General features: G+C 61.1%; 25 protein-coding genes, 1 tRNA gene and 2 pseudogenes. 20 read left to right on the top strand and 8 right to left on the bottom strand.

Annotation, left to right across the window (positions count from 1 at the left end):
- Positions 1–390 precede the first annotated feature (390 nt).
- Complete coding sequence (locus U0023_RS24090) at positions 391–1,131, top strand: FadR/GntR family transcriptional regulator (RefSeq protein WP_009488397.1); 741 nt, start codon at positions 391–393, stop codon at positions 1,129–1,131.
- A 47-nt stretch (positions 1,132–1,178) separates the two neighbouring features.
- Here the strand turns inward: U0023_RS24090 and kdgD are convergent, their stop codons facing one another.
- Together kdgD and U0023_RS24080 are read right to left on the bottom strand one after the other, a co-directional pair.
- Positions 1,179–2,084, bottom strand: a complete 906-nt coding sequence (gene kdgD, locus U0023_RS24085) for a 5-dehydro-4-deoxyglucarate dehydratase (protein WP_009488399.1) — start codon at positions 2,082–2,084, stop codon at positions 1,179–1,181.
- A gap of 75 nt (positions 2,085–2,159) precedes the next feature.
- Positions 2,160–2,900, bottom strand: coding sequence for a FadR/GntR family transcriptional regulator (locus tag U0023_RS24080; RefSeq protein ID WP_009488401.1), 741 nt, complete (start codon positions 2,898–2,900; stop codon positions 2,160–2,162).
- A gap of 439 nt (positions 2,901–3,339) precedes the next feature.
- On the opposite strand from U0023_RS24080, the gene U0023_RS35635 reads away from it, so the two are divergent.
- From U0023_RS35635 to U0023_RS23990, 19 genes and pseudogenes are all read left to right on the top strand, one after another.
- Positions 3,340–3,786 carry an aldehyde dehydrogenase family protein gene (locus tag U0023_RS35635; protein ID WP_083861231.1) on the top strand — a complete coding sequence of 149 codons (447 nt, stop codon included), beginning with the start codon at positions 3,340–3,342 and terminating at the stop codon, positions 3,784–3,786.
- Between the two features lie 348 nt (positions 3,787–4,134).
- Complete coding sequence (locus U0023_RS24075) at positions 4,135–4,881, top strand: FadR/GntR family transcriptional regulator (RefSeq protein ID WP_009488403.1); 747 nt, start codon at positions 4,135–4,137, stop codon at positions 4,879–4,881.
- Between the two features lie 189 nt (positions 4,882–5,070).
- The gene (locus tag U0023_RS24070) at positions 5,071–5,652 is read left to right on the top strand and encodes a TRAP transporter small permease (protein ID WP_009488405.1); all 582 of its coding nucleotides are present in this window, start codon (positions 5,071–5,073) and stop codon (positions 5,650–5,652) included.
- Positions 5,649–6,929 (top strand): TRAP transporter large permease subunit, encoded by a 1,281-nt coding sequence (locus U0023_RS24065; protein ID WP_009488407.1) that lies wholly within the window; start codon positions 5,649–5,651, stop codon positions 6,927–6,929. The genes U0023_RS24070 and U0023_RS24065 overlap by 4 nt, the downstream gene beginning before the upstream one ends.
- 38 nt (positions 6,930–6,967) lie before the next feature.
- A complete protein-coding gene (locus U0023_RS24060) occupies positions 6,968–7,966 on the top strand; it encodes a DctP family TRAP transporter solute-binding subunit (RefSeq protein ID WP_009488409.1) in 999 nt (332 codons plus the stop codon).
- A gap of 61 nt (positions 7,967–8,027) precedes the next feature.
- Positions 8,028–8,858 carry a carbon-nitrogen hydrolase family protein gene (locus U0023_RS24055; protein WP_009488411.1) on the top strand — a complete coding sequence of 277 codons (831 nt, stop codon included), beginning with the start codon at positions 8,028–8,030 and terminating at the stop codon, positions 8,856–8,858.
- Between the two features lie 11 nt (positions 8,859–8,869).
- Positions 8,870–9,667: an HpcH/HpaI aldolase family protein gene (locus tag U0023_RS24050; protein WP_009488413.1), complete on the top strand. Its 798-nt coding sequence runs from the start codon at positions 8,870–8,872 to the stop codon at positions 9,665–9,667.
- Positions 9,664–10,311, top strand: a complete 648-nt coding sequence (locus U0023_RS24045) for an RraA family protein (RefSeq protein ID WP_009488415.1) — start codon at positions 9,664–9,666, stop codon at positions 10,309–10,311. The genes U0023_RS24050 and U0023_RS24045 overlap by 4 nt, the downstream gene beginning before the upstream one ends.
- Positions 10,312–10,415: 104 nt before the next feature.
- Positions 10,416–10,752 (top strand): annotated as a pseudogene (locus tag U0023_RS24040) (transposase); the annotation flags it as partial.
- Positions 10,753–10,768: 16 nt separating this feature from the next.
- Entirely contained in the window at positions 10,769–11,050 is a 282-nt protein-coding gene (locus U0023_RS24035; protein ID WP_052600394.1) for a hypothetical protein, read from the top strand.
- 305 nt (positions 11,051–11,355) lie between these two features.
- Complete coding sequence (locus U0023_RS24030; RefSeq protein WP_009488419.1) at positions 11,356–11,718, top strand: integration host factor subunit alpha; 363 nt, start codon at positions 11,356–11,358, stop codon at positions 11,716–11,718.
- Positions 11,702–11,953 (top strand): hypothetical protein, encoded by a 252-nt coding sequence (locus U0023_RS24025; RefSeq protein WP_040637705.1) that lies wholly within the window; start codon positions 11,702–11,704, stop codon positions 11,951–11,953. The genes U0023_RS24030 and U0023_RS24025 overlap by 17 nt, the downstream gene beginning before the upstream one ends.
- Positions 11,910–12,539 carry a hypothetical protein gene (locus U0023_RS24020; protein ID WP_052600395.1) on the top strand — a complete coding sequence of 210 codons (630 nt, stop codon included), beginning with the start codon at positions 11,910–11,912 and terminating at the stop codon, positions 12,537–12,539. The genes U0023_RS24025 and U0023_RS24020 overlap by 44 nt, the downstream gene beginning before the upstream one ends.
- Positions 12,536–12,667 carry a hypothetical protein gene (locus U0023_RS24015; protein WP_009488427.1) on the top strand — a complete coding sequence of 44 codons (132 nt, stop codon included), beginning with the start codon at positions 12,536–12,538 and terminating at the stop codon, positions 12,665–12,667. Before U0023_RS24020 ends, U0023_RS24015 begins: the two co-directional genes overlap by 4 nt.
- A gap of 239 nt (positions 12,668–12,906) precedes the next feature.
- A complete protein-coding gene (locus U0023_RS24010; protein ID WP_009488429.1) occupies positions 12,907–13,584 on the top strand; it encodes a CYTH domain-containing protein in 678 nt (225 codons plus the stop codon).
- Between the two features lie 59 nt (positions 13,585–13,643).
- Positions 13,644–13,719, top strand: a tRNA-Ile gene (locus U0023_RS24005).
- 76 nt (positions 13,720–13,795) lie between these two features.
- The gene (locus U0023_RS24000; RefSeq protein WP_009488431.1) at positions 13,796–14,008 is read left to right on the top strand and encodes a hypothetical protein; all 213 of its coding nucleotides are present in this window, start codon (positions 13,796–13,798) and stop codon (positions 14,006–14,008) included.
- Positions 14,005–14,268: a hypothetical protein gene (locus U0023_RS23995; RefSeq protein ID WP_009488433.1), complete on the top strand. Its 264-nt coding sequence runs from the start codon at positions 14,005–14,007 to the stop codon at positions 14,266–14,268. Before U0023_RS24000 ends, U0023_RS23995 begins: the two co-directional genes overlap by 4 nt.
- 276 nt (positions 14,269–14,544) lie before the next feature.
- A complete protein-coding gene (locus U0023_RS23990) occupies positions 14,545–14,676 on the top strand; it encodes a hypothetical protein (protein WP_009488435.1) in 132 nt (43 codons plus the stop codon).
- A 305-nt stretch (positions 14,677–14,981) separates the two neighbouring features.
- On the opposite strand, the gene nadC is transcribed toward U0023_RS23990, so the two are convergent.
- The 6 genes and pseudogenes from nadC to U0023_RS35910 form a co-directional block, all read right to left on the bottom strand.
- Positions 14,982–15,857 carry a carboxylating nicotinate-nucleotide diphosphorylase gene (gene nadC / locus U0023_RS23985; RefSeq protein ID WP_009488437.1) on the bottom strand — a complete coding sequence of 292 codons (876 nt, stop codon included), beginning with the start codon at positions 15,855–15,857 and terminating at the stop codon, positions 14,982–14,984.
- Positions 15,854–17,449 (bottom strand): L-aspartate oxidase, encoded by a 1,596-nt coding sequence (locus U0023_RS23980; RefSeq protein WP_009488439.1) that lies wholly within the window; start codon positions 17,447–17,449, stop codon positions 15,854–15,856. Before U0023_RS23980 ends, nadC begins: the two co-directional genes overlap by 4 nt.
- A gap of 9 nt (positions 17,450–17,458) precedes the next feature.
- Positions 17,459–18,451, bottom strand: coding sequence for a quinolinate synthase NadA (gene nadA / locus U0023_RS23975; protein ID WP_009488441.1), 993 nt, complete (start codon positions 18,449–18,451; stop codon positions 17,459–17,461).
- Positions 18,452–18,609: 158 nt separating this feature from the next.
- Entirely contained in the window at positions 18,610–19,596 is a 987-nt protein-coding gene (locus U0023_RS23970) for an NUDIX hydrolase (RefSeq protein ID WP_009488443.1), read from the bottom strand.
- A gap of 486 nt (positions 19,597–20,082) precedes the next feature.
- Positions 20,083–20,826: an IS630 family transposase gene (locus tag U0023_RS23965; RefSeq protein ID WP_245272828.1), complete on the bottom strand. Its 744-nt coding sequence runs from the start codon at positions 20,824–20,826 to the stop codon at positions 20,083–20,085.
- Positions 20,808–21,092, bottom strand: a pseudogene (locus tag U0023_RS35910) (helix-turn-helix domain-containing protein); the annotation flags it as partial. The pseudogene U0023_RS35910 and the gene U0023_RS23965, both read right to left, overlap by 19 nt.
- Between the last annotated feature and the right edge of the window lie 185 nt (positions 21,093–21,277).

Below are 21,277 nucleotides of genomic sequence, written 5' to 3'. Positions count from 1 at the left end.
TGGTGCCGAAGGGATGTGTGGTCGCTCGGCCGTCTAGTTATAGTGACAAGTTCATAGAAATCGTACCACGTGTCAAGTTTTAAGTAGGTGATAATTTCACAGCCGACATATAGCGATATGATTCGTAATTTCCCTTTATAATCAGTAGCTTGATTGTGCGCCTTGTTGATGCCGCTGAGATAGCCGGATGTTTGGGCCGCTGCTTCTTACCTATTTTAAAGGGATATCTGGCTTAGCCTTTGGTCGATGCTGATTGCCACTGCAGGCAGAACGTGGCTTTGTCGTCCGATGAGATACGATCACGTAGCAAGAGATATGATCTTGTATTCCAATCGGCAGACTAGTATTTGTGAAGAGAACCCTGAAAAAGTCCTTGGGAGTGTACGCACGGTGAATACGCTGACAGCGCGAACGATTCAGGCACTGAAGGCGCGGATTGCCAGCGGTAGCCTAAAGCCTGGCGACAAGCTTCCGACCCTCAATGAACTGGGCGCCGAACTCGGAGTTAGCCGTACAGTTATCCGGGAAGCAGTGGCAGTGCTTCGATCAGACGGTTTGCTTAAGGCGCAACACGGGGTAGGAGTATTCGTATGCGAGCTTCAGGAACCGACAAAGGCTGAGGAAGCCGCGTCGTTCCTTACCCCTCTGGCTGACATACAGACCTCCTTCATGGACCTTCTCGAGCTGCGAATGGCATTCGAGGTCCATGCGGCAGGGCTGGCGGCAACGCGTCACTCCTGGGCCCAAGAAGCCAAGATCTGGGATGCACTAAAGCAGTTCGAGGCCTCATTGGAGGATGAGGAGCTTCTCGATCAACTGGACTTTGTGTTTCATCGGTCGATTGCAGAGGCAACAAACAACGGGGCTTTCATCGAGTTCTTTAGTGTCATGAGCCTGAAGATCATGCCGCAGCCCGCTTTTTCGCGAGCTATGAACCCCGCTCTCATCACGAGCGACTATATACGACATACACTTGTCGAGCATCGAGCCATCTGTGAAGCAATCAGTGCTGGCGATGCCGAGCAGGCCCGAGAGGCCATGAGAGCACATCTCGCGCGCAGCCACCGTCGGTATCGGGGATTCGCTGACAGCACGCAGTCCCCTCTCAGTAACATAGCTTCGGATGCTTGATAGCGTGGCGCGCCCTATGAGCTGCGCCACGCAAGCCGGCTGCGCGATCAGCGTCGGTACGGCGAAATGAGAGTGGCCATCATGTCTACTTCTGCGGCAGAAAGATCGCTCAAGGGCGCCCGCACGGGACCGGCATCGAAGCCCTGAAGGCGAACTCCTGCCTTGACTGCAGCTACGGCATAGCCTTTGGAGCGGTTTCGGATTGCCATGAATGGGTAGAAGAACTCCAGAAGGATCTTCTCGCACTTTGCCCGCTCGCCGGCGCGCAGGGCCTTGTAAAACTCAACCGCAAGGCCAGGCACGAAGTTGAAGACAGCCGACGAGTAGGTCGTGAAGCCTGCGCCGAGATAGGCTTCAGCAAAGAGCTCGGCTGTCGGCATCCCGCCGAGATACGTCAGGCGGTCTCCCATTTTGGCGGTGATCTGACGGACGAGGCCGATTTCCCCAACACCATCCTTGAAGCCGACGAGGTTCGGGCATTCGTCGCACAGCCGCGCCAGGGTATCAGCCTGCAGAACGGAGTTGTCGCGGTTATAGACCATAACCCCAATGCCCGTGGCTTGGCATACAGCCTTGATATGGCGGTAGAGCCCCTCCTGCGGAGCGTCGATCAGATAGTGAGGGAGCAGCAATATGCCGTCGGCGCCAGCAGCCTCTACGGCTCTTGTGATGGAGACGGCGATTTCCGTTCCATAACCACATCCAGCAACGATCGGTGTGCTCCCGGCAGCTGCCTTGGCAGCCTTTACAACCTGTGGAACCTCTTCGGGGGTCAAGGAGAAGAATTCGCCGGTACCACCGGCGGCGAACAGGGCTGCGGCTTCAAAACCTGAGAGCCAGCCGACATGTTCCTCATAGCTCTTTCGGTTGAACTGCCCTGTTTCGGTGAAGTGTGTCACCGGGAATGACAGGAGCCCTGATCCAAGAACCTGCTTTAACTCGTTATATTCCATTGGAATTCACCCACGTCAGACGTAATTGTCATGACATGTACTCGCAAATTTATCATGATATGTCAACACAGGTAATTACAGGCCTCTGCCCCTATCATTCAGAAGCGCCCGGTATCGCTTCTGACTTCCAGCCAAGTGATCTCGCATCGCCTCGCGAGCGCCGATGTTGTCCCGGTTCGAGATGGCACTGACGATTCGACGGTGCTCCTCGTGCAAGCGCTCAAGGTATGGTACAGGTGTCGTATCCTCGCCTTTGTCGAACACCGAGCGCGGAATCATCTCGTGTCCGAGCATCTTGAGAAGATCAACAAAGCGCCGGTTGTTGCTTGCTTCGACAATGGCAAGGTGCAGCGCGAAATCCGCCTCTATCGTAGAGCGCCCAGCCTTGATGCATTCGCCCACTTCGTAGTGGCGCTGAATAATTGTTTCTTCCTGCAGGGGAGAGCAGCGTGTGGCAGCCAGATAAGCCGCCTCGACTTCAATAGCCGTCCTCAGTTCTAGCCCTTCAACGACGGAAGAGATCCGTTCTGGGTCAATTCCCTGCAGCGCTGGTCCAGCGGCTTCCTCCGGACCTAGAACGAAGACGCCGGCTCCCTGCCGCGGTTCAACCAAACCTTCTTCTCTCAGTGTGGAGAGGGCTTCCCGAATGACGGTTCGGCTGACGTTGAAGGTTTCGATCAAGCGAGCCTCACTCGGGAGCTTGTCGCCTGGCGGCGGATTGCCCGCAAGAATACCTTCCCTTAAGGTATCGGTGACGCGCCGCGTCAGCGTACCGTCTCTATGATGGAGGCTTTTGAAGCTTGACAGCCTTGTCATTCTTGAGGGTGGTCCTTAATTTTCCTGAGCCGTTGAGGGAGGTGAATTTTCCCGCAATGAGCAGTTATCTCCCGAACGGGCCTTAAACCTATCATAACAGGATGATAAATGTGAGTGACAAGTCTTCCAGATTTGAGATATAGGCGAGGTTCTGGGTTATCAATTCGTAGTGCCTTGCTGATACTCCGCAATTCTATCGGGTTGATCGGGATCGGTTGCAGAATGAAAGGTGAACCGAATCGCCGGGGCAATCCTGAAGGTGATTTGCGGCATTGAGATCATCCACGAGCTGGTGGGTGCGGTCGGGATCGACCTACCATGAAACGTCCTCATTGCCATCACTACCTGGAAGATCGCGTCTGCACCTGCGACGGCAACACCGGGGGAGCAAGCTGGCCGGGCTCGTGCAGGCAACTCCTGGGCGATCGTCGGCTGGCCCATGCTCAACAGCCGGGATGTCCACGCCGTTGTCTTCACCGGCTCCGTCGACAGGGCAAGCGCGCGGCTGGTGCCCCCATTGAACACAACCCCAGGTTCCAGCTCAAGATGGGGCGGCAAGAACCCTTCTATCGCGCTCGACCGCGCGGGCCTTGGCGTCGCCTTAGAAGCCTCGGTCAACTCGGCTTTCTTCTCCGCGGTGCGGCACTGTACAGCCCGCTCGCGCTCCATCGTCACCGATGGCATTCAGGACAGGTTCGTTGCGGCCATGATCGAAGGTCTCAAGGCTTGGTGGTGGACGACGTGTCAAAGACTGGCACGCACATCGGCTGGTGATCGACGCGACCCCGCTGAAGCAGGACACCAACTGCATCGAGATCGGCCGCAAGGAAGGCGCCAGGTTCGCCTTTGGCGGCGAGGGCATCGGACGCGGGGTCCCGGCTTCTAGCTGCAGCCGACGCTGTTCACCAAGGCCACCAACGCCATGCGTATCAGGCGCGTGGAGACCTTCGGGCCCGCGGCCGGCGCCATCCGCGTCAGGGCTATAAGGAGCCCCTCACGATTGCCAGCGACACGCCCTTCAGCCTGTCATCTGGTATCACCACCAGCCTGAAGTACATCTCCCACTTCAAGCACATCGCCGAACCAGGCATGACCAACCTGCCGCCGGCGACTTGTACCTGCCCTTTGGTGGGCGCAAGGATTGGTCCTACGGCTCGCGTGAGCAGGACTCCGGCGACGCGGAGTGCTACATCAGCGTGAAGGCCGCCCAAGCCCCTTGCGGCCATCTTTCCGTATGAGCTATTATATCAGTCATAATATGATTAACCGAATGAGGGCTGATTTGAGACAGCGGCGTGACAGTCTGGCAAGTGTTGTAGCGAAAGACATCGCTGAGCGTATCAGCTCCGGCGAGTATTCCCTTGGCAGCAAGATTCCCATCGAAGCCGAGCTTTGCGATATCTACAACGTCAGCCGGACTGTGGTGCGTGAGGCAATCGCGCATCTGCGCTCCGAAGGACTGCTGATGTCCCGCCAGGGGATTGGCGTCTTCGTTGCCGGGCAGGGCAGCGTCACGCTCCGCATCCCACCAGAGTCGGCCGGTGAGCTGTCAGAAATTATCGAGATCCTTGAACTGCGCATCGGGGTCGAGGTTGAGGCCGCCGGCCTCGCGGCGCAGCGCCACAACGAAATGGACCTGACGAAGATCTTTGATTGTCTTCAGGCCATGTCCAATCCAGAAGCCTTCAATCACAATCCGCGCCAGCTCGACTTCGATTTCCACAGGGCCATCGCGGTGGCGTCCGGTAACTCCTACATGCCGCGATTCATGGACTTCGTGGGCCCCGTCATCATCCCGCGCAGTCAGCTGATCCACGCCACAATCCCCAAGATCACACGCGAGTATCTCACCAAGATGACCGAAGAGCACGACCGCATCGCCCAAGCGATCGGCCGGGGCGACGTGCTTGGAGCGCGGGACGCCATGCGCTTTCACCTTGCAGGAAGCCTCGAACGATACCGTCAGCTGAACATCGCGTAACTGTGATATCATCAGTTGACAGTCCTCATACAACTGACTAGGACTCTGGCATCGGTGGAGGTGTGGTCAAGCAGATTCCGGTAAACGGAGCGTGCCACGAAATCGCAGATGGACAGTCGAGGCTATGCGTTCGGTGCAACCTTGATACCGTCAGGCGACCACCCCGGTTGGACCAACGGAGGATGGTATATGGCGCATACGCTCAAGACATTTTATCTGCGCTTGCTCGAATGGATGGTCATTTTCAGCTTGACGAGTATCCTGATCCTCGTCACGGCGAATGTTTTCCTTCGCTATGTCTTCAATTCAGGCATCTTTTTGTCGGACGGCATGTCTGGCCTTCTGTTCGCCTGGATGACCTTCATTGGGTCCATCCTCGTGCTCTACGACCACGAGCACATCGGCGTCGACATGCTCGTCCGGCGGCTGCCGGTGTTGCTGCGCCGCCTATGTTTCGGCCTCATCCATATCATCATGATCTATGCGACTTGGCTGCTCCTGACCGGAAGCTGGACGCAGATGATGATTAACCTGCACGTCTATTCGCCGGCAACGCGCCTTCCCATTGCGGTCCTTTATGCCGCCGGCGTGCTCTTCGCGGTAGCCAGTGGTCTATTCCTCGTCACACAACTCGCGCTTCTGCTGACCGGACGCCTCAACGACGCGGACCTCGTCGTCAGCGCTGGCGAAGATGAAGCCGAAGCCGACCGCGTGGCCACCGACCTTGGCAACAAAACCCATCTCACCGTTGCGAAAGTCGGTTCGAAATGACGATTGCACTGTTCTCCTCTACCCTGCTGCTGATGATTGCGATCGGCGCGCCCATTGCGTACGCACTCATCATCACCGGCGCCGCGCTCATGTGGCAGATGGACCTGTTCGACGGTCAGATCCTGGCACAGAATATCATCAACTCCGTCGACAGTTTCGCCATGATAGCGGTTCCGCTTTTTATCCTGGCGGGCGAGATGATGAACGAAGGCGGCCTGTCCCGACGTATTATCGCGCTTGCGCAGAGCCTCGTTGGCCATCGCCGTGGCGGCCTCGGATTTGTGGCGATCTTCGCGGGCGTGCTGCTGTCGAGCCTCTCCGGCTCCGCGTTAGCCGATGCCGCCTCGCTGTCCGCCCTGCTGTTGCCCATGATGATCGCCGCCGGCCATAACCGAGCACGCGCGGGCGGCCTCATCGCCTCCTCGGCGATCATCGGACCGATCATCCCGCCCAGCATCGGCTTCATCGTTTTCGGCGTCGCCACCAACCTGTCCATCAGCAAGCTGTTCCTCGCCGGCATCATGCCCGGTCTGATGATTGCCGTCGCCCTCGCCGTGACTTGGTTCTTCGTCGCCCGCAACGAGAATGTGGCGCCGGCCCCTAGGGCGAACTTACGTGAGAAGGGCACCGCCTTCGTCGACAGCCTGTGGGCCTTGATGCTGCCGGTCATCATCGTGGTGGGTCTGCGCTTCGGGGTCGTCACTCCCACGGAGGCGGCCGCCGTCGCAGCGACCTATGCGCTGTTCGTGTCGCTCTTCGTCTACCGCGAACTTAAAATATCCGATCTTCCCGCCCTAGTACTGCGAGCGGGTAAGGTTTCGGCGGGCGTCATGTTCCTGGTCGCCGCCGCCGCCATTCCAGCCTGGATGATCGCCATCGCCGACATCCCCGGCCAGATCGTAGAGATGATTGGCCCCTTCATGGAAAGCCCGCGCCTGCTGGTCTTCGTGCTGATGCTCATCATCATTCTTGTCGGCACGGCCATGGACTTGACCCCGACGATTCTTCTGCTGGGACCGATCCTCGTCCCGGTGGTCGCCAAGGCGGGAGTCGATCCGATTTACTTCGGTGTAATGTTCATGATCAACGGTGCCATCGGCCTCATCACGCCACCGGTCGGCACGGTGTTGAACGTAGTCTGCGCTGTCGGCAAGCTCGATTACGACGAACTGGTTCGGGGGACGATGCCGTTCTTCCTGGCGCAGCTCGCGGTGCTGTTCCTTCTCGTCATCTTCCCCGAGCTGGTCACAGTACCGGCCCAGTGGATTTCGCACTGAACTCTATAAGCCTGACATCAAACACCAGAGGTTGTGACATGAAAAAAATCGTAGGAATTCTTCTTTCTCTGGCACTCCTGGGCGGAACCGCCCATGCCCAGGAATACAACAGCCGCATGATCAAGTTCGCGGCGACCGGCCAGGAGGGTACGCCGCCGGTCCTTGGCATGCATATCTTCGCCAAGAAGTTAGCCGAGCGCAGCGGTAATAAGCTCAAGGCCAAGGTTTTCGCCAACGGCGTCCTGGGCGGGGACGTGCAGGTGCTGTCCTCGCTCCAAGGCGGCGTCATCGAGATGATGGTCTGGAATGCGGGCAACATGATCTCGCAGGAAAAGGATTTCGGCATCCTCGACCTGCCGTTCATCTATCAGGACGTGGGGGTCATGGACCGCCTGCTCGACGGTGATGTCGGCAAGAAGCTGACCGACAAGCTCCCGGCCCACAATGTCATCGGCTTGGCGTTCTGGGAGCAGGGCTTCCGCCTTTTGTCCAACAACCGCCGCGAGGTAAAGGGCCTCAAGGACATGTCAGGCCTCAAGATCCGCGTGCAGCAGAACCCGCTCTTGGTAGACATGTGGTCCGCACTGGGTACGAACCCAACGCCCATGGGGATCAGCGAACTTTACTCCGCACTGGAAACTGGTGCCGTGGACGGCCAGGAGACCACGGCTCCCTTCATGCTGGGCTCCAAGTATTACGAAGTCCAGAAGTACATCACTGTTACCCGCCACAACTACAACCCGCAGATCGTGCTCATCGGCAAACCCTTCTGGGACAAGCTGAACAAGGATGAGCAGGCCCTTATTATCGACGTAGCGCGTGAGACTGCGATTGAGCAGCGCAAAATCTCGCGCGATGCGCAGACCGTCGCGCTCGACAAGATTCGCGCTGCGGGCAACGTCGTGAGCGATGTTAGCCCGGCCGAGATGGAGAACATGAAACAGGCCGTTAAGCCCGTCATCGCCAAATACGCTCAGACCTTCGATCCCGACATAACCACGACGGTCTTCGACGCCGTCGGCTTCAAGCTCGACTGATCGCAGACTGCTGCGCGCGGCTCAGCGCGCGCGCAGTCCAACCACCAACCGGAAGCACGATATGAAGATCTCCTTCGCCCAGTTCTCGCCGATTCCAGGCGATACCGCTGCCACGACAAGGCTCGTCGCCGCCAAAGCCCGCGAGGCCGCAGCGGGCGGGGCGCGACTCATCGCATTTCCTGAATGCTTCCTGACGGGCGGCTCGTTCGACGATCGGGACAGCCTCCGCAAGGCGTCCATCGATATCGAGCGAGGCGACCTCGAGCCGATCGTTGCTGTGGGGCGCGACACCGGCATCCTGATCGTCGTGGGCTTCTACCAAGTCAAGGGCGAGCACGCTTACAACACCTCCGCCCTGATCGGTCCCAATGGCATTATCGGCCTGCATCACAAGATGCATCTGCCCTTCATGATTGGCGACCGCTTCGTCGACATCCCAGCGGAAAGCACGCCTTCCGTGTTCGATACGCCGATCGGCCGTATTGGCATGGCTATCTGCTACGAAGTCCGCTTCCCTGAAGTAACCCGCACGCTGGCACTGGAAGGCGCCGACCTGATCGTGGTGCCCGCTGCCTGGCCCGAGGCTGCGCGCATCCTGCCAGACATCTTCACCACGGTCCGCGCGGCAGAGAACTTCGTGTTCCTCCTCGCAGCTAACCGTAACGATGTCGACAACGGCATGCCCTTTATGGGATCGAGTCATGTGATCGGGCCGGACGGCAAGCAGATCATCAACGCCGGCATGAGCGACGGCATCTTCTATTGCGACATTGAAATTGAGCGCGCGCGGGTGAAGTCGATCATCCGCGATCCGGGCATCTACGAAGTCCATCCCTTCCGTGATCGCCGTCCGCAAGATTATCGTATCTGCGCGCTTCCTTCAGTAATATGAGCTCTCAAACGATGGACAACCTCAGGCAGAAGCTCGCCGCCTCCCGGCTCTCCTTCGGCATCAATGTCTACTCCGGCGCGCCAGCGGCGGTGGAGATTGCTGGCCTCAGGGGGCTCGACTTCGTCTTTATCGACAGCGAGCACACGCTTTTGGGAGCCGATCTGCCGCTGGAGCGGATGATTCTGGCGGCGCATGCTGCGCGCATTGCACCCCTGGTGCGTGTGCCCGACAGTAACCCTACGGGCCTACGCAAGGTTCTGGAAGCAGGCGCCAGCGGCGTGATCGTGCCGCAGGTCCACAGCGCTGCGCAGATGCACAGCATCATCCAGGCGACAAAGTTCCCACCGCTTGGTCGGCGTGGCGGCGACAGCTCCGTGCGGACGGCGAGCTACGGCGGTCCCGGCTTTTCGTGGCCGGACTACATACGCCGGGAGAACGACGAGACACTCGTCATCCCCATGGCTGAGAGCTTCGAGTTTTTCGACGAGATCGACGCGATCCTGGACGTTCCTGGCATTGACGCCGTGCATTTCGGACCGGCGGACTATGCCCTCTCGCGCGGGATCGATGTCGATTACTCCATGCGCCAGCCTGAGGTGCGAGCCGCCATGCGCGAACTCATCGCCAAGTGCCACTCCAGGGACATCAAGGTCATGCTGCCCTGCGCCCCGGCTACGGCCGAACAGGCGGCGGAACTGGCAGACGAGGGCGGCGACATGCTGCTCATGGGAAACGACCTCATGTTCCTGCACCAGGGCTGCATTGACGCCGTTGGGGTCGCATCTGCAATCCGAAAGGACAGAGCATGATCGAACACCCGCGCAATCCCGCCACCGACGACGCGGAGCTGTTCGCGAGGCTTGCCCACGTGCAGCCCGCCACCCTTGGCCATCATGTCTCCGGCGGTGCACTGTCGCCTCAGATCCGTGCCTTGGTGCCGGTCAGGCGCATGGTCGGCCGTGCACTCACGGTGCGCCAGCCCCTCCCTGACAGCACGCCGGTGTTCCGCGCGCTAGAAGCGCTTCGCCGAGGAGACATCTTGGTCATCGACCGGCAAGGCGATCACCACATCGCCTGTGTCGGCGAGATGGTGGCACTGGCGGCCCACCACGCGGGCGCCGCGGGCGTGGTCGTGGACGGCGTGGTGACGGACATTGAGGAACTGCGGGAAATCGGGATGCCGATCTATGCGCGCGGCACGAATGTCATCACCGCCCGCGTCATGAACCAGCCTGGCGGTGAACTGTTTGGCTCCGTCACCATCGGTGGCAGTGTCATCTCCTCCGGCGACATTCTCTTCGGTGACGCCAACGGTATCCTGCGGCTGGACGGGCATAATCCAAATCTCGATAAATTGGTTGCGCGCGCCATGGCCGACGAGCACCGCGAGATTGGGTGGAGGGTAAAGCTCGCCGAGCGGCATTCGCTCGGCGAGCTCAACCGGGCGCTGTAGTCGGATCCAACGGCACCGTTCCCTTATCCGGGGGCTGGTCAATTGATTTTCCCTCTCGTTGATGGACACCTCTGCTAAGCTCCTGAGGGAGCGGGGGGCGTTCGATGACGAAGACGAGACGGGATTTCACTCCGGAGTTCAAACGAGAGGCTGTTGCACTTCTGGAGAGCCGCGGTCGACCGCTGATGCAGATCGCAACAGAACTGGGGATTTCTCCCTCCATGCTGCGCAACTGGCGGGCGGTTGTGAATGGTGGTCCTCCTCGATCCAGGGCTGGTACCAGAACCCTATCGCCCAGTGCCTCTCCCATGGCCTCTCCAGCCGACCAGACGGCGGAGATCGGGCGGCTCCGACGTGAGCACGACCGCACGCGCATGGAACGTGATGTGTTAAAGAAGCCATCGGCATCTTCGCGGAGATGCGCGAATGAGGTTTCACTTCAGTCTGCTAAGAGCACATGATGACCTACAGCCTCGTTCAACTTGCGCCGGGCGCCTACGATCTCCTCCTGGACGGCGAACTGATGGGTAGCGTTGTCAGATCCGGCTACCGGACCACGGATACGATCTGGACGGCCGAACTGCTCGAAGATCTGCCCGTCGGCAAGCGTCCGGCTCCCTTCAAAGAGATCGAACATAGCTTTCCAACCTTGGAAGGGGTGTGCGCATGGCTCGGCGACCCTGTGGTGAAAAGCAATTTCGGGCGTAGCGCGTTCGCTCGTAGCGCTTGCGAGATCTGAATTCACCGCCTGATTGATCCTGAGAGCATGGCCTCAACGCTCGATCCGCTCGCCCGCAGCGTAGTCGTGAGTGGTCCAGCCATTGCCAACCTGTGGCCTTCCAGACACAGGTCTCAAGCGAATCGCAGAATAAAATTACGAAATCGATTACACTCACGCAACAAGCCTTCAATTCTACATCCTTAATGCTAAGTCACTTACGCGAGACACTGCCCCGTGTCCTCGCTCCTCTGAGGAATGTCTTCCTCCCAACCTCGGGCTGCTGGTAACGGCAGCCCCTTTTTCAACCCGATCGAGATGTGCCGATGGCAGGCAAGACCTTGACCCGCGCCGATTTGGCGGAGGCCGTGTACCAAAAGGGCATCGTCACGAAAGACCATGCCGCAGAGCTGGTCGGTCAGGTTCTTGGGACGATCTGCACCGCGCTGGCAGAGGGCGAGAACGTTAAACTGTCCTCGTTCGGCGTCTTGACCTTGCGCGACAAGGCGCAGCGTATGGGGCGCAATCCCAAAAACGGCGTCGAGGTGCCGATTGAGCCCCGCCGGGTCATTCTCTTCACCGCTTCGCCTATCCTGAAGGCAAAGCTGAACCACACTGCCCCGCAGCGTCGCCGCGCATCCAGGCAGGTGCTGCGCTCAGCGAACGAGCAGCATGAAGCCGCTTCTTGAGCCCGAGCTGATGGGGAGCCGCTCAACCAGTGCCGTCTGTGGCTGGTTGAGCGGGATTGCGATGAGTGCGCTTCGCCAGGTCCCCTTCGTCGTCTCGACCGATGGGGCGCCCGACACCGACATGCTTGTCGTCGACGAATTAGCTGTCGGAGCGCTCGGCGGCGTCGTTCATGAGCTGGAGCTGGTCTCACATGCGATCGGTCGGCAGGCCACCGCCAGCGGGCAGAGGACGTGACCGTCATGACAGGCACGGCGGATCCGAATGCCCTCATCTGGGCGCTCAACACGCGTCTTATCGCCGGTGCAACGGCAACGAAACACTTCTGGCTTGGTGCGAAGAGCATGGCCTCTCGGACGGACCGATCACCGTCGATGTCCGTCAGCGCTTTGCACCGGCAATCGTTCCCGAGGACGTTCTGCCAGCTCTTGCGCTCGATCCCGGCGAAACCATTCACTACCGGCAGGTCCGGCTGATGCGCGGCACGCTGCCGCTCGCCAGGGCCGGGAACTGGTTCGTGCCGCAACGCCTGACAGCGACCATGAACGAGGCCCTGAATGCGACAGAGATCCCCTTCGGAACTGTTGTCGCGCCGCTGCGCCCGATCCGTCGCATCCTGACTGCGGCCATCCAGCCACAGCCTGAGATCATTCTGGAGCAGGTCGCCCTGATCCGCAGCGGCTCCGGACCGGCGCTGGCGCTCGTGAAGGAGGCCTACCTCTCGGAGCTCGTCTCGGCTGCCCCCGAGCCAGCGCTCTGGCCGCGGGCTCGTGATCAGAGGGCCGAGAGGTCGGCCCTGCCAACGGTGAGGCGCGAGCGATGACGTCGCAACTCGATCTGGCGTCTCAGGCCCTGTCCGATCCTGACCTGATCGAGGAGGTGCAATTCCTGGAGCATCGGATCCGGTTCGGGCCGACGCAGACTGGCTGGGTTTCGTTTATCGCACGGTAGGGCCAGCGGCCGACGATCCTGCTGGCGGGCGATCGCGAAACCTTGATCGCCGCGGCGCACAAGCTGATCAGACGCCAGATCGCCGAGAACAGGTGAGGTGAGGGGATGCCGTGGGCTGCCAGAGGTCAGGAGACCACCGTGAACTCTTGGACGGTCTCAGCGAGAGACGTGGGTTGCCTTTCCTGGCCTGTGCCCAAAACCTACCTTGGCGCTACCGCCCGATGATGAGAGGCCCACCAATGAGTTCCACCCGTGTCTTTCTGCTGGCCTCTGGTCTGGCTCGGCTGATCGAGCGGGAGAGGGCAGGCAAGCTCGTCCGGCAGGGCTATTTTCCTGAACACTCCACCCGCAGCATGCATGTGCAGGTGACAGGCGATACCGGCCATCTGGTCCTTGCCTCGCATTCCGCGAACGGTCCGCGCGAGGAGGCGACTGAGATTTCCCCGGCGCAGGCCGAAGCCCTGCTCGGCTTGACCGCAGGACAGATCGAGTACCTGAGCATCGTCGTCGATCTCGGCGATCATGTTGCCGTCCTCCAGCGTTTCGTCACGCCGGGACCGCTCGATCTGGTCAGCGTGGCGTTCAAGCACGACAAGGAAGCAGGGGAATTCCAGCCGCCGGCCTGGTTCGGTCCCGAGGTCTCGGCTGATCCGAGCTACCGGCTGCGTGCCATTGCCGTCGACGGGCTGCCCTCCGGGCCTGAAGGGGAGGCGTCGAATGCGGCTCTCCATTCCCTGCTCGATGCCCTGGATCATGCGGATCAGGAAACCGAACCACACCCGATACGGCAGTCTCGGGCGCCAGCCTCATCCGGGTTCGCCTTCGATGCCGAGGACGAAGACGAACGCTATGGGCTCACCATTGAGGACAGCGTGATCCGCGACCTCGCCCGCTCGCTGCAGCCGCCGAGGCGCTGATGCTTTCCAGGAAACCTTTGACCCCCTATGAGAGAGATCGCATCCACAGGGTGACGGTGGGGCCTGTAGCTCAATGGTCAGAGCCGGCCGCTCATAACGGTCTGGTTGGGGGTTCAAGTCCCTCCAGGCCCACCATATATCACCGCAGCACCCCAAAGGTGTGCTGCCCCTCCCAGATATCACTCCCGCACAACAGACCCCCCTCCACCCCATGATAACTGGTCTCTCTCCTCAGGACACCACCCTCATCGACCATCACGGCTTTTCCATCCGCCTCAGCCCGAACGGCCTTGACTGGATGGCCCTTGTGGAATGGCCCGACCGGCAGCCGACCCTGATCATGGCCCCAGAGCGCGAGACGGCGTTGGCCAAGGCCCGCGAGTGGATCGATCGCCAGCTTGCCACGGACGAGAGCCCGCAATGACCTACAGCCTGATCCAGTTGGCGCCCGGCGCCTATGACCTTCTCCTCGGCGACACCATCGTGGCCAGCGTGGTGAGAAGCGGCTTGCGCCAGCCGTACACCTGGACGGCCGAGCTACTCGAGGAGCTGCCGCGGAGCAGGCGGCCTGCGCCATTCCGAGAGGTTGAGCATAGCTTTCCGTCTTTGGAAGAGCTGTGCGCCTGGCTCGGCCAACCAGCCGTGAGGACGAACAACCGAGGCACCGCGCCTCAGGGTGTGTGAGAGAAAGAAGCGCCCCAGTTGAGGCGCTGTCTGAAACCTCGACCGGGGCGCTGGTGTGCCAAGGGAATGACGCACATCTTGGATGTAGGCCGTTCCGACTGATCGGCAATGCTGCTTTCGAAGATCTTCGGATCAGGCGCATCACGGCCCGCCGTGTGACCTGCCGGCTACAGACATCCGCGCCGAAATCGGACACATAGCGTGGCCGAGCGACACGATTTGATCGCCTTCTCCACCATTCCTTCATAACGCGCCGAATTCATTGAGGTCTTCATCATGCCGCCGACAGAGGTTGCAGCGCCTATCTTTGCTCCGGCGCACGCCCCGACCTTCACACAGGCCGCCATGCGGTTTGTCGTCTCCTTTGCCGCCTTGATCGGTCTGAGCCTGCTGCTGGCCGGTCTTTGAGGTCACAGAATACAAAAGTATCGGTCATGTGGCTTGGTCGTTCCGTCATTGAAGAAATGACTTGGGGCCAATCTTCCTCCAAGAGGATCGCATTGGCTCATTGCCAGGCGCTTCTCTGTGTCGGCAAGACTCCGAGTCAGAGCAGGGCGAAAGCCCATTCACCGCTGATCATTCGAGCCTAAGCGCGCTGCCGCAGCGCTGTTGGGGCGGGTTATGCATTGTGTTGGAGAGTTGATCGCTTCGCTGGTGCATTTTAGCCTCACCACAGGCCGGATCATGCCAGTGTATTCCAAGAGCAAGCTGCCTCAGGCCACGTCTAGACCAAGATCAAGGATAGGGGCGCTGTGCGTGATCCAGCCCGTCGAGATCAGATCCACGCCTGACGCGGCGATTGCAGGTGCCGTTGCCATCGTGACCCGCCCCGAGGCTTCCGTGATGGCTCGCCCGTTCACGCGCCGAACGGCCTCGGCCAGCGTGCCCGGGCTCATATTGTCGAGCAGGATCGCGTCGGCTCCGACCTGCAGCACCTCGTCCAGCTGGTCGAGAGTGTCGACCTCGATCTCGATCTTGACGAGATGCCCCACACTGGCACGGGCCCGCTCCAGCGCCGGCCGGACACCTCCGGCAATAGCGATGTGGTTGTCCTTGATGAGAACGGCATCATCCAGCCCAAAGCGATGGTTGATTCCTCCACCCGCCCGAACAGCGTGCTTCTCCAGCGAGCGCAGCCCCGGGGTGGTTTTGCGCGTGCAGACGATCCGCGCATGGCCATGGGGCTGGACCGCGTCGACGAGAGTTGCGGTCGCCGTTGCGATCCCCGACAGCCGACAGAGCAGATTGAGCGCCACACGCTCCGCCGAGAGAATGCTCCGCGCTGGCCCCTCCACCCGCAGAACAGCCTCTCCTCGATCAACCCGGCTGCCATCGGAGCGTTCGATGGCGACCGTGACGTCAGGGTCGATCAAGGTGAACGCAAGCAGCGCCGCATCGATGCCTGCGACCACACCGGGCTCCCGGGCCACGATGGCGCCGCGCAACCTGGCGTCTGCGGGAATGACGGCATCGGTCGTGATGTCGCCCGCCCGGCCGAGATCCTCGAGCAATGCCGCGCGCACGATCGGCTCCACCAGCAGGCGCGGAAGCGGGGCGAGGGTGTTCGGTGCGGCAAGGAACGGCTTCATGCGACTCTCCTGGCAGGTGCAGTGGTTTCGCTGTCGATCTGGGCTGCGATGCGCAGCGCTGAATCGAGGGTGATCTCAGTATGCTGTTCAGGCATTTGGGCCGGGTGGTCCAGCCGCTGATGAGCCCCCCGGCTCTCCCGTCGACTGTACGCCGAGACCGCGATCATCAGGCTGACCAACGCGGCATCGCGCTCGTCCGTTGATTGCGCCTCGCAAACCAGTCTTCGGAGCTGATAGATCGCCTCCGTCAGCCCTGCCGCTTCGCGGAACACGCCAACCTGCCGGTCCATTTGCGATCGGACCTGCGGGAGAAGCGGAGATGGCTGATCACTAGAGTCGGATGGCTGCAGAGTGAGAGAAGGTGAGGGGGACTGGGCCGCCAACGAGCGTCGCGCTCGGCTCTTGATGTCGTCAGCAATCCACCCCGCATAGGCCAGCGCTTCAAGCAGAGAGTTGCTCGCCAGCCGGTTCGCCCCGTGCAGGCCGGTTGAGGCGACTTCGCCGCAGGCCCAGAGTCCTTCAACCGAGCTGCGGCCCTGATGATCCACCTTGATCCCGCCCATATGGAAATGGGCAGCCGGGCGCACCGGAATGGGATCACGCACCGGATCGAGGCCGGCGGCCTGGCACAGGTCTGTCACGCCGGGGAATTTGCTGGCGATGCTGCCCCCAAGCACATGTCGCGTGTCGAGGAGCACGCGTTCACCGGCGCAGATCTGGGCGAAGATCGCTCGCGCTACCACATCGCGCGGTGCCAGCTCAGCTCCGGGGATGCCTTGCATGAAGCGCTCACCGCGACTGTTGACGAGCACCGCCCCTTCGCCACGCAGAGCCTCGGTCGCGAGCGGCATCGGATCACGACCGGCTGCGATGGCTGTGGGATGGAACTGAACAAACTCGAGATCGCGTAGGACAGCTCCCGCACGGGCTGCCAGCGCCAGTCCCGCTCCTCGGGCACTCAGGGGATTGGTGGTATAGGCGTAGAGACCGCCGATCCCGCCTGTCGCCAGCACCACGGCACGGCCGGGGATCAGTACAGGCTCATCGCTGCCATCGGATCCCCAAGGGGCACAGAACACGCCGGCCACTGCACCATTTGCATCCAGCGCCAGATCCGTGACGCGGTGGTCCTCTAGGATCTGAATCGAGGGGGAGTTCCTGACAGCAAGGATGAGCGCGTCCAGAGCACTTTTGCCGGTTTGGTCTCCCTGGGCATGCACGATCCGCCGGCGTGAGTGGGCGGCCTCGAGCCCAAGGATTAGCTCATCCGACGTGGTTCGATCAAAGGAGGCGCTCTGAGCAACCAGCCATTCGATGCAGGAAGGAGCGGCGCCTGCGACGCGCGCTGCAACGCCAGGATCGCCGAGACCGGCACTCGCCTGAAGAGTGTCGGCGGCGTGCAGGAGAGGGTGGTCGTCTGCTCCGAGGGCGGCGGCTATTCCACCCTGAGCGAGGGGTGTAGAGGCTTGCTGTCCAAGTGGCGATGCCACAAGCAGGGTCACGGGCAGCGGTGCCAGATGAAGGGCTGTCGACAATCCCGCGATGCCGCCACCCACAACCACAACGTGGTCAAGTGAATTGGTGGTGGTCATGATCGATCCTCAGCGCACAGCGAGCATGCGCTCGACCGCCAGCCGCGCCCGCTCGGCTACCGCCGGATCAATGGTAACCTCATGCTGACGCCGCTCCAGAGCCCGGCGGATCTTGGGCAGGGTAATGCGCTTCATGTGCGGGCACAGGTTGCAGGGCCGCACGAACTCGACCTCGGGATAGAGAGCCGCCACGTTGTCGCTCATCGAGCATTCGGTCACGAGGGCGACCCGGGCCGGGCGCTTCTCGCCGACGAAGTCAGCCATGCCAGCCGTCGATCCGGCATAGTCGGCCCCCGCCACCACCTCGGGCGGCGCTTCAGGGTGGGCGAGCACGACCACGTCCGGGTAGCTCTCGCGCACGGCACGGATGTCCTCAGGGGTGAAGCGCTCATGCACCTCGCAGTGCCCTGCCCAGGTGATGATCTCAATGCCGAGCACCTGAGTGGCTGTATTCTGAGCCAGGAACTCGTCCGGCAGCATGATCACGCGATCAACCCCAAGCGACTCGATGACCTTCTTGGCATTGCCCGACGTGCAGCAGATATCCGACTCCGCCTTCACAGCCGCAGACGTGTTGATATAGGTGACCACCGGCACGCCCGGATAGCGCGACCTTAAGCGACGCACGTCCTCGGCCGTGATCGACTCGGCGAGCGAGCAGCCGGCCTCAGCGTCCGGAATGAGCACCGTCTTGTCCGGATTGAGCAGTTTGGCGGTCTCCGCCATGAAGTGCACACCCGCGAGCACAATCACATCCGCGTCAGTGTTCACCGCCTCACGCGCCAGGGCCAGGCTGTCACCGACGATATCGGCCACCGTGTGGAAGATCTCCGGCGTCTGGTAGTTGTGCGCCAGGATGACTGCATTGTGCTGGCGCTTGAGTGTAAGGATGGCTTCGATGTCACGGGCGAATACAGGCCATTCCATGGCCGGGACGTGATGCCGTACGCGGGCGTAGAGCTCAGGCAGGGGCAGAGACGCAAACGAAGCAGCGCTGGCCATGGCAGCCTCCTATGCTCATTTAGAGCATTAGTAGAACGCATAAATGCTCTAAATGAGCATTTATGCGTGTAGGAAAGCCGGCTGGGTAGCCGGCATATGACTTATGCTAGGCGGGAGTATAAGCTCGCGTCAACCCACAATCTGCCGAAACAGATGCCTCATCTCAGGCGGGGCAGGCGCACGCCGGGCGCTGGACGTTCGACCAGGACCGCGCGCCGGAAGCGCACCAGCCGGGCCGGGCGCCCGCCTGTGTCGGCCAAAATCTCTCCGGTTTCCTCCACCAAGCCCTGCATCTCCACCAACCGGCGGAAGTTCTGCTTATGCAGCCGGACACCGGACAGCGCTTCCACTGTCTTCTGGAGGTCGAGCAGGGTGAAGGACGCCGGCATCAGCTCGAAGATCACTGGCCGGTACCTAATCTTGGCCCGCAGGCGTCCGATGGCTGTCGCCAGAATGCGGCGATGGTCGAGCGCCATCGGCTGACCGTGCGCGAACCGCACCTTAGAGGACCCGGATACTTGTGCGTCGCGGAGGGCTTCAGGAACGAGCCTCGCCTCGAACAAGAGTTCGTAGCGCTCCAGTACCCGCTCATCCGTCCAGTCTTTAGCCTCAAACCCGAACGTGAGTTCGATCCGCTCCTCGCGAAACGAACGGAGGGATTTGCCGCCAGCCTTGGCCCAGACCTTCAGCCTCGGCTCAATCAAATCGAGCGCCTTTGGGCGCCCATCCCGCCAATCCTCCCAGGGGAGAAAAGAGTACCAGTCGCGCCAGGCCGCATGAGCTAATCCTGCGGGGCGGGCCTCCCGCACGAGTGCCAGATAGGCAATCGACAGGGAATGCCCCTCACCCTGGACATCGGCCTCCGCCCGGTCCCTGTCGCCGAAGGTATAAAGCTGCTCGACATAGCCGAGGGTCAGCTGGGTCTGTTCGGCCACCCACGTCCGCAAGCCCATCTCGAGGGTGCGATGCTGTGACTGCAGGGGGCCGGAGGGCAGGGCATCGATCTGCTGCGGGTCGAAGTGGACGGTGAGCACCCGAGGCTCCTCTGGCGTGGCCGCCATAATCACGGCGCTGAGATCGACAGACAACTCAGGAAGAGACTTGGACGCAGTCTTGAGTCGCCGGGAGAAGGGTGCGGACGCCATGGATACTCGACAAGACACAGAGTGACGGGTTCAACCAAACCCTTTGTAACATATCAGCCGTGCGTTGCCCTACCAACCGCCCGTATCGTTTCTGAATCCTCCTGATCGCTTCTGACTCGACTGCGGTCTCGCAAATTCTGGGCAAATCTGTGCGATAAAACGAACAACCAGGCCTCCGTCACGGCTGCGCCGCAGCACTATAGGACCAATTTCGCGCTTCGGCAGTTGGTTTCTTCTCTTAGCAGCCACTTGGGTAGAAGCTTATCGTCATATCGTCCGTTCTAAAGAAAGAACGTTCCCATTGACAGGTTGCGGTTTTGAAGCGACCCTTTCTGTCATCACAGGACAGTGTTGAACCGGGCCCCGCAGTCAATCAGCATTGGATACTCACCCGGTCGTAGGGCAACCGCATCGCAAGCTTTATTGAAGGAAGGTTGAAGGCATGACGACTTCTAGCTCCAGGGTCATAGCGATCCCAGAAGCCTCCTAAGCAGCGATTCGGTGGTTGGGCAACGGATGGCGATTTCGCTCGCGATTGAGTTTCATGGTGGCCTGGTGAATGGCGGCATCGAGGCTTTCCGGCCCTGAGAAAGTCTGGTGAGCAAGATGATGCTGCTTGAGATCGCGCCAGAGCTCCTCGATGTCGTTGAGTTCGGGGGCGTACTTTGGCAGCCATTCGACCGTGAGCCAGGAGGCCCGCTCAGCGAGGGCAGCGCGCGTTGCCTTGCTGGTGTGGATCGGGCCGTTGTCGAGGACGAGCACGATCGGCTTCTGCGCACGGCCGGGCATCGGGCCATACTGCCTGTCAATCTGGTCCAGAAGCGCGATGAAGTCGGCACTGCGCTTGCTCCGGCTGGTACGCACGATCAGGTCGCGCGGCGCCCAGTCGAGCACCCCGAGCATCGCCACCTTGGCGGCTTGTCCGGGCGCGGGAATGCGCAGATCCGCGCCCTTCTTGGCCCAGGCATGAGCCAAATAGGGATGGGTGAGCGCCTCAGACTCATCGCCGAACAAGAGCACGATGTCGCCGGCCTCGGCCTGCGCCTTCAGGAGCTTGCGGCGCAGGCCAGCGCGATCCACGGCGTCGGCATCCTGGCGGCCCTTCAGGGTGTGGCGCGGCCGGCGCCAGCGGAAAGCCCCTTTTGGCGCAGCACGACGGAGAGCCGTGAGCGCGAGATGCGCACGCCGGAGCGTTTCTCGATCTCGTCGGCCAGCCGCGGCAAGGTCCAGTTGGGGCGATCCGCCACTGGTCCCGACAAAACCGCCTCGGCCACCGCGAGCGCCTGCTCGGCCTTGACTGGAGCCGGCCCCGGGGCAACGGAGCGCCGCAGCGCGTCGACCCCACCCGTCATGAAAGCGCTGCGCCAGAGCCGCACCGTATCCTCGCGCACGCCGAAGGCCTCGGCGATCCGCGGGCTCGTCCAGCCGGCCAGGGTCAGCAGGAGCGCCCGCGCCCGGTCGGCCTCGCCCCGATCCCGCGAGTGGCTCAGAGCCATGAGCTCACGCCGCTGCGCGGCGCTTGCGACAACAGGGGATTTGCCTGCCATGATCCGCATTCCAAACCAAACAAGAAGATGGAATCACATCCAGCATCCGATGGCCACCCCGCTGAAACCTGCTTAGCTTCACCTCACCCCTGCGCACGTACGGTGAGGTGGCGGTCCACGAGGCCTCCTTCAAC

Source organism: Microvirga lotononidis, from assembly GCF_034627025.1.
GTDB lineage: Bacteria > Pseudomonadota > Alphaproteobacteria > Rhizobiales > Beijerinckiaceae > Microvirga > Microvirga lotononidis.
This window is presented reverse-complemented; position numbering and strand designations above follow the sequence as displayed.